14 protein-coding genes are annotated in these 13351 nt (G+C 60.9%); 13 read left to right on the top strand and 1 reads right to left on the bottom strand.

Annotated elements, in window-relative coordinates:
• Positions 1 to 50 precede the first annotated feature (50 nt).
• The 6 genes from MOV61_RS00635 to MOV61_RS00610 all read left to right on the top strand — a co-directional run bounded on the left by MOV61_RS00635 (position 51) and on the right by MOV61_RS00610 (position 5219).
• A complete protein-coding gene (locus MOV61_RS00635) occupies positions 51 to 1283 on the top strand; it encodes a sugar ABC transporter substrate-binding protein (RefSeq protein ID WP_247135146.1) in 1233 nt (410 codons plus the stop codon).
• A gap of 73 nt (positions 1284 to 1356) precedes the next feature.
• Positions 1357 to 2259 carry a carbohydrate ABC transporter permease gene (locus tag MOV61_RS00630; RefSeq protein WP_247135145.1) on the top strand — a complete coding sequence of 301 codons (903 nt, stop codon included), beginning with the start codon at positions 1357 to 1359 and terminating at the stop codon, positions 2257 to 2259.
• The gene (locus tag MOV61_RS00625) at positions 2256 to 3083 is read left to right on the top strand and encodes a carbohydrate ABC transporter permease (RefSeq protein WP_247135144.1); all 828 of its coding nucleotides are present in this window, start codon (positions 2256 to 2258) and stop codon (positions 3081 to 3083) included. The genes MOV61_RS00630 and MOV61_RS00625 overlap by 4 nt, the downstream gene beginning before the upstream one ends.
• Positions 3080 to 4150, top strand: coding sequence for an ABC transporter ATP-binding protein (locus tag MOV61_RS00620; RefSeq protein WP_247135143.1), 1071 nt, complete (start codon positions 3080 to 3082; stop codon positions 4148 to 4150). The genes MOV61_RS00625 and MOV61_RS00620 overlap by 4 nt, the downstream gene beginning before the upstream one ends.
• A gap of 410 nt (positions 4151 to 4560) precedes the next feature.
• Entirely contained in the window at positions 4561 to 4809 is a 249-nt protein-coding gene (locus MOV61_RS00615; RefSeq protein ID WP_247135142.1) for a type II toxin-antitoxin system VapB family antitoxin, read from the top strand.
• Complete coding sequence (locus tag MOV61_RS00610; protein WP_040125380.1) at positions 4806 to 5219, top strand: type II toxin-antitoxin system VapC family toxin; 414 nt, start codon at positions 4806 to 4808, stop codon at positions 5217 to 5219. Before MOV61_RS00615 ends, MOV61_RS00610 begins: the two co-directional genes overlap by 4 nt.
• 184 nt (positions 5220 to 5403) lie before the next feature.
• Here MOV61_RS00610 and MOV61_RS00605 read toward each other — a convergent pair whose 3' ends face one another.
• Positions 5404 to 6162, bottom strand: a complete 759-nt coding sequence (locus MOV61_RS00605) for an IclR family transcriptional regulator (RefSeq protein ID WP_040125876.1) — start codon at positions 6160 to 6162, stop codon at positions 5404 to 5406.
• A 111-nt stretch (positions 6163 to 6273) separates the two neighbouring features.
• Between MOV61_RS00605 and MOV61_RS00600 the strand changes: the two genes are divergently transcribed.
• The 7 genes from MOV61_RS00600 to MOV61_RS00570 are packed head-to-tail and all read left to right on the top strand — an operon-like array spanning position 6274 to position 13347.
• Positions 6274 to 7209 carry a polysaccharide deacetylase gene (locus MOV61_RS00600; protein ID WP_247135141.1) on the top strand — a complete coding sequence of 312 codons (936 nt, stop codon included), beginning with the start codon at positions 6274 to 6276 and terminating at the stop codon, positions 7207 to 7209.
• Positions 7210 to 7252: 43 nt separating this feature from the next.
• Entirely contained in the window at positions 7253 to 8746 is a 1494-nt protein-coding gene (locus MOV61_RS00595) for an ABC transporter substrate-binding protein (RefSeq protein WP_247135140.1), read from the top strand.
• 19 nt (positions 8747 to 8765) lie between these two features.
• Positions 8766 to 9686 (top strand): ABC transporter permease, encoded by a 921-nt coding sequence (locus tag MOV61_RS00590; RefSeq protein ID WP_247135139.1) that lies wholly within the window; start codon positions 8766 to 8768, stop codon positions 9684 to 9686.
• Positions 9687 to 9696: 10 nt separating this feature from the next.
• Positions 9697 to 10560 carry an ABC transporter permease gene (locus tag MOV61_RS00585; RefSeq protein WP_247032586.1) on the top strand — a complete coding sequence of 288 codons (864 nt, stop codon included), beginning with the start codon at positions 9697 to 9699 and terminating at the stop codon, positions 10558 to 10560.
• A gap of 28 nt (positions 10561 to 10588) precedes the next feature.
• Positions 10589 to 11371 (top strand): SDR family NAD(P)-dependent oxidoreductase, encoded by a 783-nt coding sequence (locus MOV61_RS00580; RefSeq protein WP_247135138.1) that lies wholly within the window; start codon positions 10589 to 10591, stop codon positions 11369 to 11371.
• A 9-nt stretch (positions 11372 to 11380) separates the two neighbouring features.
• A complete protein-coding gene (locus MOV61_RS00575; RefSeq protein WP_247135137.1) occupies positions 11381 to 12373 on the top strand; it encodes an ABC transporter ATP-binding protein in 993 nt (330 codons plus the stop codon).
• Complete coding sequence (locus tag MOV61_RS00570) at positions 12370 to 13347, top strand: ABC transporter ATP-binding protein (RefSeq protein WP_247135136.1); 978 nt, start codon at positions 12370 to 12372, stop codon at positions 13345 to 13347. The genes MOV61_RS00575 and MOV61_RS00570 overlap by 4 nt, the downstream gene beginning before the upstream one ends.
• Positions 13348 to 13351 lie beyond the last annotated feature (4 nt).

Raw genomic sequence — 13351 nt, 5'->3', positions numbered from 1 at the left:
CTCTGCGCCAGCCGGATGAGAATTGAGGATAACCAAGAAGGAGGAGAACCATGGGTATCCGCAGGACTATGATTTCCATTGCATTGGCTCTAGCCAGTGTCTCACTTGCCGGCATAAGCGCCAGAGCGGAGGACGTGAAACTCGTCCTCTGGTCGCTGGACCGCGATATCCAGCCCGCGCCAAGCCTCATCAAGGAATTCAACGCGCAGAATAACGGCATCCAGATCGAATATCGCCAGCTTCAGTTCGACGACGTGGTGAGCGAGGCGATGCGCGCCTATTCCACGGGCAAGGCACCCGACATCATTGCCATCGACAATCCCAATCATGCGATGTTCGCCTCCCGCAAGGCCTTTCTGGATCTCACCGACATGATCCAGCAATCCAAGGTCATCAAGCCGGAGAACTATTTTCCCGGCCCGCTGAAATCGGTGATGTGGGACAACAAATATTACGGGGTGCCGAAGGCGACCAACACGATTGCGCTTTATTACAACAAGGATCTCTTCAAGGCCGCAGGTCTCGATCCCGAAAAGCCGCCGCAGACCTGGACCGACCTGGTGGCGACGGCGAAAAAGCTTACCAATCCTTCAAAGAACATCTACGGCATCACCTTTTCCGCCAAGGCCAACGAGGAGGGCACTTTCCAGTTCCTACCCTGGGCGCAGATGGGCGGCGCCACCTATAAATCGATCAACAGCGAAGGTGCCGTCAACGCGCTTACCACCTGGAAGCAGATGCTGGATGAAAAGCTGGCCTCGCCGGATACGCTCACCCGAAGCCAATGGGATTCGACAGCCACCTTCAATGCCGGAAATGCGGCCATGGCGATTTCCGGTCCATGGGAAATCGACCGGATGCTGAGCGATGCCAAATTCCAATGGGGCACCGCTCTTCTGCCGGTGCCGGGCGAGGGCGCTCAGCGTTCATCCGCCATGGGTGATTTCAACTGGGCGATCTTTTCCAGCACCAAACATCCGAAAGAGGCCTTCAAGGCATTGGAATTCTTCGCTTCCAAGGATGCCACCATGTACAAGAATTTCGGCCAGCTTCCGGCCCGATCCGACCTTCCGGTCCCGCCCACGGGCAATGCCCTGAAGGATTCAGCGCTCAAAACCTTCGTGGAACAGCTGAAATATGCACAGCCTCGCGGCCCTTCGCCGGAATGGCCGAAAATCTCGAAAGCCATCCAGGACGCGATACAGGCGGCCCTGACAGGCCAGATGGCGCCGAAGGCCGCGCTCGATCAGGCGGCCGCGAAGATCAAGTCGATCGACGGCTGAAGCAGCTACCCTCCCGCGACGACGGCCCGGCACCCATCCGCCGGGCCGTCCTGCAGGCTCTAGCGAGGTTTCGATGAAAAGAGTGTTCTCCAGCGTAACGGATGGCCGCGGTTTCGACCTTGTTCTGGTCGGCGTGCCCTTCACGTTTCTCCTGGCACTGGCAGGGCTTCCGCTGCTCTACAACATCCTGATGAGCTTTCAGGAAGTGGACATGCTCAGCCTTGCCAGCGTCATCCGGCCCTTTGTCGGCTTCAAAAACTATGTCGACCTGTTCACCGAGCCTGAAACCCTATCCATCCTCAAGAACACGGTCATCTTCGTGGTGGGGTCGATCGCTGGGCAGTTTCTCGTTGGCTTCTCGTTGGCCCTGTTCTTCTGGATCAATTTCCCCGGCGCGTCCTGGCTGCGCGGCCTCTTTCTGGTTTCCTGGGTCATGCCCGGTCTCGTTGTCGGCGCCATCTGGAACTGGATCCTGTCCGGGGATTTCGGCGTGCTCAATTTTCTGTTGCAGCAAACCGGCCTCGTCAGCGGCAATATCTTCTGGAGGTCCGATCCGAATTTCTCGCTCTGGGCGGTTATTCTGGCCAATATCTGGCTCGGCACCTCCTTCAACATGATCCTGCTCGCCACCGGTCTTGCCGCCATTCCTGCCGATCTCTACGAGGCGGCGGAAATGGATGGCGCCAATGCCTGGCAACGCTTCTGGACCATCACCCTGCCGATGATGCGCTCCACCATCGGCGCGATCATCGCGCTCGGGCTGATCTTCACACTGCAGCAATTCGATCTGTTTGCCGCGATTACCGATGGCGGACCGAACAATTCCTCCAATGTCGCGCAATACTGGGCCTGGGATCTGTCCTTCCGGCAGTACGACTTCGGCAAGGGCGCCACCATTTCCGTCATCATGACCGTCTTCGTGATGTTTGCCGCAACCGTTTATGTCCGTTCCACACGCCATGAGGTGCGCGGATGAGCGAAATCGCGCGAAACCGGCTGTTGCTTGCCCTGTCCGTGGTCATGGCGGCCGTCTATCTATTCCCGCTCTACTGGATGTATCTGACGGCGCTGAAAAGCGGCTCGGAAATGTTCGCCACACCGCCGACATTCTGGCCGTCCTCTGCCCAATGGCAGACCTTCACCTATGTCTGGGAAAGCCGGAACATGGGCCGCTACCTGTGGAACTCCACGGTCATTGCCTTCGGTGCGGTGGCGCTGATCGCGCTTCTGGGCACCGGCTGTGCCTATGTGCTGGCGCGCTACCGCAATGTCTGGGTGGATATCGGGCTTTTCCTCATCCTGATGTTTCAGGTTCTGCCGGCCTCGCTGATGATAACGCCGATCTTCGTGGGTTTTTCGCAAGTGGGCCTGCTCGAATATCCGCGCTTTGCCGTTATCCTGGCCATTACCGCGAAAAGCATGCCCTTTTTCGTCGTGCTCGTGCGCGCAACCTTCATGGCCGTGCCGATGGAACTCGAAGAGGCGGCGCTGGTGGATGGCAATTCCCGCATCGGCGCCTTCTTCAACATCGTTCTGCCACTGGCGCGCAACGGTATTCTGGTCAGCGCCATCCTCATCTTCATGCAGGCCTTCGGCGAATTCGTCTATTCCAAATCGATGATCCAGGACATTCAACTCCAGCCCGCCAGCGTCGGGCTCAATTCCTTCATGGGGCCGAACACCAGCGAGTGGAACAACATCATGGCCTACGCCACCATGTATGTGACGCCCATCCTTGCCATCTTCGTTCTGTTGCAGCGTCGCATCGTGTCCGGGCTCACATCGGGAGCATTGAAATGACCCACCAAATCGAACTCTCGGCCGTCAACAAATATTACGGCGCCTATCATGCCCTGAAGGATATCGATCTTTCCATTCGCAAGGGCTCGTTCGTCGCGCTGGTCGGCCCGTCCGGCTGCGGCAAGTCCACGCTGCTGCGCTCGCTGGCGGGGCTCGAGACCATATCGAGCGGCGACCTCGTCATCGCCGGAAAACGCATGAACGGGGTGCCGCCCCGAAAGCGCGATCTTGCCATGGTGTTCCAGTCCTATGCGCTCTACCCGCATATGACGGTCGAACAAAACCTGACCTACAGCCTGAAGATCAACGGGGTCAGAAAGGCAGAGAGGCAAAGGGCGGCAGCCGACGTGGCGGCCATCACCGGATTGTCGAACCTGCTCCACCGGTATCCCCGGGAACTGTCTGGGGGGCAACGTCAGCGCGTCGCGATGAGCCGAGCCATCATCCGCAATCCGCAAGCCTTCCTTTTCGACGAACCGCTCTCGAACCTCGACGCAGCATTGCGTGTTCACATGCGCAAGGAGATCAGGGCGCTGCACGACCGCCTCGGCGCGACCTCGGTCTATGTGACCCATGACCAGGTCGAGGCGATGACGATGGCGGATCATGTCGTCGTCATGCGCAATGGCATTATCGAACAACAGGGCAAGCCGCTCGATTTATACGACCGCCCGGCCAATCGCTTCGTCGCCGGCTTCATCGGGTCGCCGGCGATGAACTTCATTCCGGCGCGTGCGACGCCTGACGGAAAAGCCCTTGTTCTGGATCTTGCCGAGCCGCAAACCGTCGATCTCGGTTGTCCGCTGCCGGCTGGGCGTGCCCTGATCGTCGGCATCCGCCCGGAGCATCTCACTCTCGCCGCGGCCGACGCCGTCGGCTTCAAGGTGGATGTCGCGACAGTTGAAACGACCGGCGCGGCAACGTTCATTACCACCGCCACCACGCCTGAGATTGTCATCGCCTTGAACGGCAGGAGCGTAGTGGCGGCGGGCGAAACCGTTCGGCTGACATTTGCTGCAAGCAACGTCCATCTGTTCGACGCCGCGACCGAACAGAGCCTCAAATGATCGTGCCGGCTCGCTATCGGGTGTGTCGATTGCCGCTGGGTACCGACTGCCGGTTCATGGGATGTGTAGCCAAGTATTGAAGGCTGACTGAGCTGAGCGCAAATGAGAACGCATCCATCGCCCTGCCCACTTCGATCAGGAGAGCTCGGCATGTTGTTCTTGCCCCGATAAAGCCTCGAACTCCTCATGCAGGATCTCCGGAACCCTGCTGAGCTCTCGCTGCGCGGAGGTATATATCGGGCGCCAGTGGCGGAAAATTCCCAGAGGCTGTCCGGATTCGAGCAAGTTCATCGCGCGCACCGCTGATTGCTCCTTCCACGAAGGCAAGGTGTCTCGTGGATGGCACGCCGGCATCTGCCATCTTGATGGCAGCACGCGATGAGCTTATATTTTCTGCAAAGGAGACTGTAATGGCCGCACCACAACTCTCTGTTCGAAGCTCCAAGGCAAGGGATCTGGCTCACCGGCTCGCGCGTCGTGAGAATCGTTCGATTGCCGAAGTGGTCGAACGCGCGCTTGAAGCCTACGAGACACGCGAGGCGGGTCGCGAACCGGCGGCGACCTTTTACCCGCGGGTCAACGCGCAAGCTGCCACCGATATTGACCTGGATACCCTCATCCGTGAAAGCCGTAGTCCTCACCAAGGCATCGAGCTTTGATATTTCTCGATACCAACGTTGTCTCGGAGACGTTGCGGAAGGATCCTCACCAAGCCGTCATGGCCTGGCTGGTTCGGTTCGACGCGGAATTGGCATTGCCCACTGTGACAATTGCCGAGATTGCTTTCGGCATTCAAAAGATTAGGCCGGACCAGCGGGCCGAGCGTTTGGAACAGGGGCTGGCGGAATGGCGTCGTCGGTTTGCCGATCGGATGTTTGGTCTCACAGAAGAAGCGGCGCTCGCTTATGGTGAGATCATGGGGCAGGCGGCTCGTCGGGGGCACGCAATGTCAGCACCCGACGCAATGATCGCTGCAATAGCTCGTGTTAACGGAGGGCGCTTGGCCACGCGCAATCTTAAGGATTTTGAAACGACAGGTCTCGTACTCCTCAACCCGTGGGATTTTTAACCCGTTCAAGCGGGTGAGCGTTCATAAACCAAACTCGCCCCGCGGGCCATTTGATCGCCGCCCGATAAAGTGACAACTTCGAAGGCCGGCTTCGTTTGTTCAAAAATGCTCGGACGAAGGAGCGTAGCTTTCCAAATGATGCAGGATTTCAGCGCTTTCCATCATCCCGCGGTGCGAATGAACGTCAGCGGCGATAACCGAGCGCCCGGCTGATATCGTCTGCCGCACTGCGCACCATCAGCAGAAAGCCTTCGCGTCGCTCATTATAGCGCACTGTCGGAACGCCGAGATTGAGCGCGGCGGCGACCGCGCCGGTGCCGTCAAAGATCGGCGCGGCAATGCCGGTCGAGCCGGTGACGAATTCCTGGTCGTTCAGTGCGTAGCCATCCCGGCGGATCTTCACGAGCATCTCGCGGATGCGCTCGATATCGGTCACCGTATAGCGGGTATAGGAGAGGAGCTGGACGCGGGAAAGATAGTGCTCCAGCGCCTCCTTCGGCGTGAAGGCGAGCAGCACGCGGCCGGTCGCGGTGCAATAGGCGGCGATCGCTGCGTCAAGATTGACGTCATAACGAACCCGATGCCGGCTGACGCATTTCGCCAGCCGGCGGATATCGCAATGAGCGTTCATCGTCGCGAGCAGGATGGTCTCGCCGGACTCGTCGCGCAGTTTTTCCATGAATGGTTTCGCTACCACGACCAGCGGCTCTTCATGGCGTCTGAACGGGAAGCCGTGCCGGCTCGCCTCGACGAGCATATAGCGGCCGGCATCGTCCTGGACCACATGACCACGGGCGGCGAGTGTCTGGACGAGGCCATGGGCGCTGCTTTTCGGGAACGAAAGATCACGCACGATCTGGGCGAGCGGAACCGCTTCCCGGCGGGACGCCATATATTCCAGGAGATCGAGAATCCGGCCAGCACTTTTGATTTCGGAGTTCATATATGTGAACAAGACCCCCATTGATGGTTATCGGATCGGCTCATAACAATTCTGCCTAGAAAGCAGCCACTCACGTTTTCGAGTGTTGCGCTGATAAGGATGAACGATCTCATGAATGCGCCGAATAAGCAAAACGATGCCTCCGAACCTTGGACCTGGCCGGATAGTGTCTGGCAGCAAAAGGTTCAGAAGGTGCGTGCCGGGCGTAGCCTGAGACCGGCGAAATGGAAAAACGGCGCGCGCATGGCAGTGGCATTGTCTTTCGATTCCGATCACGAGACGATGGAACTGCGCCATGGCGGAGCCTCCTTCGGCACAATGAGCCGCGGCCAATACGGCGCCCGCGCCGGCATGCCGCGCATCCTGCGCCTGCTTGAAAAATATTCCGTGCCGGCGTCTTTTTTTATGCCGGCCGTCTCGGCGATGATCAATGCGGACGAAGTGAAGACCGTGGTTTCGTCCGGCCACGAGCTTGGCATTCATAGCTGGATACACGAGTTCAATTCGCGTCTCGACGAGGTGACGGAACGCGACCTGGCGCTGCGTGCCGCCGACACGCTCGAACGCCTGTCCGGCATCCGCCCGGTCGGCATGCGAACCGCATCCTGGGATTTCAGCCCTTATACGCTGAAGATTGCCCGCGAGATGGGCCTGCTCTACGATTCCTCGCTGATGGCCGATGAGGAGCCCTACGAGCTTTTAGAAGACGGCGAGCCGACCGGTGTGGTCGAAATTCCCGTCGAATGGATCCGCGACGACGCGCCTTATGTGGCGATGGACCGGATGACCGGGGCGCGACCCTATGGCGGCCCTGCCATGGTTCTCGACATCTTCGCCCGCGAACTCGAAGTCGCCTGGGAAGAGAGCGGGTTGTTCCAAGTCACCATGCACCCGCATCACGTCGGACACCGTTCCCGCATATTCATTCTGGAAGAGATTATTCGGCTCGCCAAGTCGAAGGGCGACGTCTGGTTCTGCACCCATGCAGAACTGGCGCGCTACTGTGCCGACGAGGCCGGGCTAAAGACCGCAGAGAAGGCGGCGTAAGCAGTTCTTGAATACAGCAGCAACAACAATGAGGGTAAGGAACATGTCTGCCAAATTCGCATCCATAGCCGCCATGCTACTGGCGCTCACCGCGTCGACTGCACTTGCGCAAACCAAGGATACGCTGACCATCGACCTGCCGAACGATGCGGCAACGCTCGATCCGCATCTGCAGTGGAACACCGACAGCTACTCGATCTACCGCAATATCTTCGACAACCTTCTGACGCGCGACGTGAAGGGCGAGATCGTGCCGCAGATCGCCAAGTCGTGGAAATATCTCGACGACAAGACGATCGAATTCCAGATCCGCGACGACGTGACCTTCCAGGACGGTACGAAACTCACTGCCGAGGACGTCGCCTTCTCGATCAACCGCATCATCGATCCGAAGTTGAAGAGCCCCCAGCTCTCACAGTTCGACCAGATCGCCAAGGCCGAGGCGGTGAGCCCGACCGTGGTCAAGATGACCACCAAGTCCGCCTATCCGGCGCTGCTCGCCCAGCTCGTCAAGCTGTCGATCGTGCCGAAGGCCTATGTCGAAAAGGTCGGCGACCAGGAATTCAACTTGAAGCCGCTCGGTTCCGGCCCCTACAAGATGGCCAACTGGCAGAAGGGCGTTCAGACCGAACTCGAAGCCTATGGCAGCTATTGGCGCGCCAAGCCGCCGTTCCAGAAGGTGGTCTTTCGCACGGTGCCCGACGTCTCCACTCGCATCGCCGACCTGAAGACCGGCAAGGCCGACCTCATCCGCGACGTGCCGCCGGATCAGGCCGAAAGCATCAAGAACGACAGCAATTCGCAGGTCCTCTCGGTTCCGACCGAGCGCATCGGTTACCTGTTCATCAACGCCCAGGGCGGCGTTACCAAGGACGTCCGCGTCCGCCAGGCGATCGCCTATGCGATCGACCGTCAGGCGCTCGTCGAAGCCCTGCTCGAAGGCTACGGCAAGCCGGTGGAAGTGCTCGGTGCCGAACCGGTCTTCGGTTACACCGATAAGGTCAAGGGATACGAATACAATCTCGACAAGGCGAAGGAACTGGTGAAGGCCGCCGGTGCGGAAGGCGCGACCGTCGAATTCCTAACCTCGCCTGCCTATAGCCGCGCAACCGTCGAAGCCATTCAGCAGATGGTCAACGAGGCCGGCCTCAAGGTGGAGATCTCGTCCAGCGACCAGGCGACCTTCCTGAAGCGCCGCCAGGGCGATCCCGCCAATGCCGGCGGTCTTGCCTTCGGTGCATGGTCCTGCGCCTGCCAGGACGTGGACGGCGTGATCTTCCCGCTGTTCCGCACCGGCAGCATCTGGGCCAAGTATTCGAACCCGAAGTTCGATGAAGCGGTCGACAAGGCGCGCGTCATCCTCGACCAGAAGGAGCGTCTGAAGCTTTACGAACAGGCCTACCAGGTCCTGAAGGACGACGTTCCCGGCATGGGCCTCTACCAGGCCTATGCGCTCTATGGAGCCGCCAAGAAGCTGAAGTGGCAGCCGACCGCCAACGAAGCCATGTTCGTCATGGACATGAGCTGGCAGCAGTAAAAGACAAGGCAGTGCAACCATGTTGAGATACGCCGTCGAACGTTTGCTACAGGCGATCATTGCGATCTTCGGCGTTCTCACCATCGTCTTCGTCGTCATGCATCTTTCGGGCGATCCGACCCTGCTGCTGGTGCCGCAGGACGCATCGGCCGAGATGATCGCCCAACTGCGCAGCCAGCTCGGTTTCGACCGGCCGATCTGGGTGCAATATCTGGAATATCTGGGCGGTCTCTCGCACCTCGACTTCGGCATTTCCGTCGTCCAGCGAGTGCCGGCATTCGATATCGTCGTTTCGCGCCTGCCCTATACGGCGATGCTCGCCGCTGGCGCGCTGGTGGTGGCGGTCGGCATCGGCATCCCGGCCGGCATCATCATGGCGACCAGGCGCGGCGGCTGGCTCGAACGGTTGCTGACGGCGATCGTCGTCACCGGCCAGAGCGTGCCGACCTTCCTGTCAGGCATCGTGCTGATCTTCTTCTTCGGCGTGACGCTGCGCTGGCTGCCGACCTCCGGCTCCGGCGACTTCGCCTCGCTGGTCATGCCGTCGCTAGCGCTTGGGGCGATCTCGATGTCGACATTCGCCCGCATGACCCGCATCTCGATCATCGACGAGCTCGGCAAGGACTATGTCAGGGCAGGGCGCGCCCGCGGCCTGTCGCTCGGCTCCGTGGTGTTCCGCCACGTGCTGCGCAATGCCGCGATCCCGGTGATCACCATCGCCGCGCTCGAGATCGGCAATCTGCTCGCCGGTGCCGTCATCGTCGAGACCGTATTCGCCTGGCCGGGCATCGGCCAGCTTGCCATCCAATCCATCCAGTCGCGCGACTTCCTGGTCGTCCAGGTCATAGTGCTTTTGATTTCCTTCGTTTATGTGCTGACCAGCGTGATCGCGGATTTCGTCTACGCGCTCGTCGATCCGCGCATCCGTCTGGTCCGATAAGGAGAAGGCTTTGAGCACCGCCGTCCTCGCCCTCCGCCAACGCCTTCGCCGGGTCCCTGTCTCGGTCGTCATCGTATCGATCATTTTCCTGGTGATCGTGCTTCTGGCGATCTTCGCACCCTGGGTGGCGCCAGCCGACCCCAACCGGCAGAACCTGCTCGGCCGCCTGAAGCCGCCGGGCTTCGAGATGCGCGGTATCACCTACTGGCTCGGCACCGACGATCTCGGCCGCGATCTGCTGTCGCGTACGCTCTACGGCGCCGGCGTCTCGCTCTCGGTCGCCGTGCTCTCCGTGGTCGTCTCGTCGCTGGTCGGCGTCACGCTCGGCATGGTCGCCGGCTGGTTCCGTGGCAAGATCGAGATCCTCATCATGCGTCTGGTCGACATCATGATGTCGATCCCGGCGATCCTACTGGCGGTGCTGACCGTCGCGGTGCTCGGCCCCGGCTTTCTGAAGCTGGTGCTGGTGCTCGGCCTGACACGCTGGCCGCGTTATACCCGCGTCGCCTATGCCCAGACGCTGCAGGTGGCGAACCTGCCGTTCATCAAGGCTTCGGAACTTGCGGGCGCCGGGGCGGCGCGCATTCTCTTCCATCACATTCTGCCGAATATCGCAGGCCCGGTGCTGATCGTCGCCACCGCGGAATTCGGCCTGATGATCCTGATGGAAGCCGGCCTTTCCTTCCTCGGCCTCGGCATCCAGCCGCCGGCCTCGAGCTGGGGCTCGATCATGAGCGTCGGCCGTCAATATATCGAGCGGGCCTGGTGGATCGTCGCCTTTCCTGGCGCCTGTCTCTTCTTGCTCGTCTTTTCCGTCAACGTGCTTGGCGACTGGTTGCGCGACCAGCTCGACCCACGTTCCCGCAGCCGTTGAGTCTTTTGGCGCTTTGAGGTTTTAAGTCATGGAATTCGAAAACAAGACCATCGTCATCACCGGCGCCGCCGGCATTTTCGGTCGCTGGACCGCCGCCTATTTCGCCCGGGAAGGCGCAAGGCTGTGTCTCAGCGACGTCCGCATGGACGGGCTGGAAAAGGCGGTCTCCGAGCTCGGTCTCGACCGCTCCAAGGTTCTCCTGCATGCGACCGAGCTGACCAGCGACGCCTCGATGCTCGAACTCGTCGATCTCGTGAAGCGCGAATGGAAGGCGCCGGACATTCTCGTCAACAATGCCGGCATCTATACCCGTTTCAGCCTGCTGGAGATGGAATTCTCCGACTGGGACCGCGTCTTCGGCGTCAACCTGCGTGCGCCTTTCGTGCTGTCACGCGAATTCGCCAAGCTGATGATCGCGGAGGGCAAGGCCGGCTCGATCGTCAACATCTCCTCGGGTGCCGCCCGCAAGATGAACCAGAATTCCGTCCCCTATTGCACGTCGAAGACGGCGATTGAACGGCTTTCCAAGGGGTTTGCGCTGGAGCTTGCCGAATACGGCATTCGCGTCAACGTCGTCGAGCCAGGCTTTGCGCCGGGCAGCGAGGTGAGCGAACTTTCCGACGAATACGTCACCAACATGCTGAAGAATATTCCGCTCGGCCGCGCCAGCGGGCCACAGGATGCGCCGGGTGCGATCGCCTATCTCTGCTCGGACAAGGCCGCCTTCATCACCGGCGCCGTGATCAGCGTCGACGGCGGCAATTCGATCGGCAACTACAAGCGCCCTGAACGGGCGAAGACGGCAGGCTGAGGAGAGATCATGGACGCCGCCAAGCCGCTGCTTTCCGTCGACAGGCTGACCATCGATATCGGTGGCGCCAACGTCGTCGACGACATCTCCTTCACCGTCGCGCCCGGCAAGGTCATGGCGCTGGTGGGGGAATCCGGTTGCGGCAAGTCGCTGACCTCCTATGCCATGCTCGGCCTGCTGCCGCCGGCCGCCAAACGCACCGCCGGCCGGATCATGCTCGAAAACACCGATCTCGCCGCCCTCTCGGAACGGCAGTTCCGCAAGGCGCGCGGCAAGGACATCTCGATTATCTTCCAGGAACCGAGCGCCTCGCTCGACCCGCTGACGACCGTCGGCTCGCAGATTGCCGAGGCCTATCGGGTCCACCACGGCGTCTCAAAAGCAGAGGCCTACGAGAAGGCGCGGCAGATGCTGGTCGATGTCGGCATTCCCGACCCGACCCGGCGGCTGGATCAATATCCGTTCGAACTGTCGGGTGGCATGTGCCAGCGCATCATGATCTCGATCGCGCTGATCTGCGGCCCGCGCGTTCTGGTCGCCGATGAACCGACTACGGCGCTCGACGTGACCATCCAGGCGCAGATCCTCGACCTGATGAAGAAGCTGGTCGCCGACCGCGGCACCGCGATCGTGCTGATCACCCACGACATGGGCGTGGTTGCCGACATCGCCGACGACGTGGCAGTCATGTATGCCGGCCGCATCGCTGAAATTGCGCCGGTGCACGATCTCTTCCGGCAGCCGAAGCATCCGTACACAGCCCTGCTGCTTGCCAGCGTTCCCAAGCTCGATGATGCGCCCAAGGCGGACCTCGCGACGATCGAGGGGACGGTGCCGACGCCGAACGAATTCGGCGTCGGTTGCCGTTTCACCGAACGCTGTCCGCTGGCGACCGACAAGTGTCGCACCGAACAACCGCCGCTTTTTGATTGCGGCGGAGGCCATCGCTCGGCCTGCTGGCATATCGACCGCATGGCGGAAATCCGCGAGGTGGCGGCATGAGCGATCATAAGAACGTACTCGAAATCCGCGACGTCGCGGTACATTTCGGCGGCCGAGGCGGCCTGCTCGGCAAGTCCGGCCCGGTGGTCAAGGCCGTCAATGGCGTCGACCTCGATATCGCCCGCGGCGAGACCGTGGCGCTGGTCGGCGAATCCGGCTGCGGCAAGTCGACGCTTTCCAACACCATCGTCGGCCTGCAAGCGCCGATCTCCGGCAGCGTCCGCATCAGTGGTGACGAAGTGGTCGGCGCCAATCGCCGCGAGCTCAACGACATCCGCCGCAAGGTGCAGATGATTTTTCAGGATCCGGCGCTGTCCCTTGATCCGCGCTCGACCGTCGGGGCCACGATAGGCGAACCGCTGATCGTCCGCGGCGTCGCCAGGGGGAGGGCACTGAAGGAACGGGTCGCGACGCTGCTGCAGCAGGTGGGCCTGCGGCCCGAACACGCGGACCGTTATCCGCACCAGTTCTCCGGCGGCCAGCGGCAGCGCGTGGTGATCGCCAGGGCGCTCGCCCTCGAGCCGGATCTCCTGATCTGCGACGAGCCGGTTTCGGCGCTCGACGTCTCGGTACGGGCCCAGATCCTCAACTTGCTGGTGGCGCTGCAGAAGCGCACCGGCGTTTCCTATCTCTTCGTCAGCCATGACCTCGGCGTGGTGCGGCATATCTGCGACCGGGTCGTCGTCATGTATCTCGGCCGCTTCGTCGAGATGGCCGATCGCGACACCTTCTTCGCCAATCCGAAACATCCCTATACCAAGGCGCTGATGTCGGCCGTGCCGGAAGCCGATCCGCAAGTGCAGCGCGCCAAGCAGCGCTTTATCCTCAGCGGCGAACTGCCAAGTCCTTCAAACATCCCGTCCGGCTGCGCATTCCATACGCGCTGCCCGCTGGCGACCGAAATCTGCTCGAAAGAACGGCCGGAACTGACGCCCCGTGCCGATGGCGCGCGCGTCGCTTGCCACCACGCCTAAGAAG

The sequence above is a fragment of the Neorhizobium sp. BETTINA12A genome, assembly GCF_023006485.1.
In the GTDB taxonomy this organism is placed as follows: Bacteria; Pseudomonadota; Alphaproteobacteria; order Rhizobiales; family Rhizobiaceae; genus Neorhizobium.
This window is presented reverse-complemented; position numbering and strand designations above follow the sequence as displayed.

What these genes read in the sequence shown, in the direction of transcription:
- MOV61_RS00635 (WP_247135146.1), top strand. Translation starts at nt 51, where the DNA reads ATGGGTATCCGCAGGACTATGATTTCCATTGCATTGGCTCTAGCCAGT.
- MOV61_RS00630 (WP_247135145.1), top strand. Translation starts at nt 1,357, where the DNA reads ATGAAAAGAGTGTTCTCCAGCGTAACGGATGGCCGCGGTTTCGACCTT.
- MOV61_RS00625 (WP_247135144.1), top strand. Translation starts at nt 2,256, where the DNA reads ATGAGCGAAATCGCGCGAAACCGGCTGTTGCTTGCCCTGTCCGTGGTC.
- MOV61_RS00620 (WP_247135143.1), top strand. Translation starts at nt 3,080, where the DNA reads ATGACCCACCAAATCGAACTCTCGGCCGTCAACAAATATTACGGCGCC.
- MOV61_RS00615 (WP_247135142.1), top strand. Translation starts at nt 4,561, where the DNA reads ATGGCCGCACCACAACTCTCTGTTCGAAGCTCCAAGGCAAGGGATCTG.
- MOV61_RS00605 (WP_040125876.1), bottom strand. Translation starts at nt 6,162, where the DNA reads ATGAACTCCGAAATCAAAAGTGCTGGCCGGATTCTCGATCTCCTGGAA.
- MOV61_RS00600 (WP_247135141.1), top strand. Translation starts at nt 6,274, where the DNA reads ATGAATGCGCCGAATAAGCAAAACGATGCCTCCGAACCTTGGACCTGG.
- MOV61_RS00595 (WP_247135140.1), top strand. Translation starts at nt 7,253, where the DNA reads ATGTCTGCCAAATTCGCATCCATAGCCGCCATGCTACTGGCGCTCACC.
- MOV61_RS00590 (WP_247135139.1), top strand. Translation starts at nt 8,766, where the DNA reads ATGTTGAGATACGCCGTCGAACGTTTGCTACAGGCGATCATTGCGATC.
- MOV61_RS00580 (WP_247135138.1), top strand. Translation starts at nt 10,589, where the DNA reads ATGGAATTCGAAAACAAGACCATCGTCATCACCGGCGCCGCCGGCATT.
- MOV61_RS00575 (WP_247135137.1), top strand. Translation starts at nt 11,381, where the DNA reads ATGGACGCCGCCAAGCCGCTGCTTTCCGTCGACAGGCTGACCATCGAT.
- MOV61_RS00570 (WP_247135136.1), top strand. Translation starts at nt 12,370, where the DNA reads ATGAGCGATCATAAGAACGTACTCGAAATCCGCGACGTCGCGGTACAT.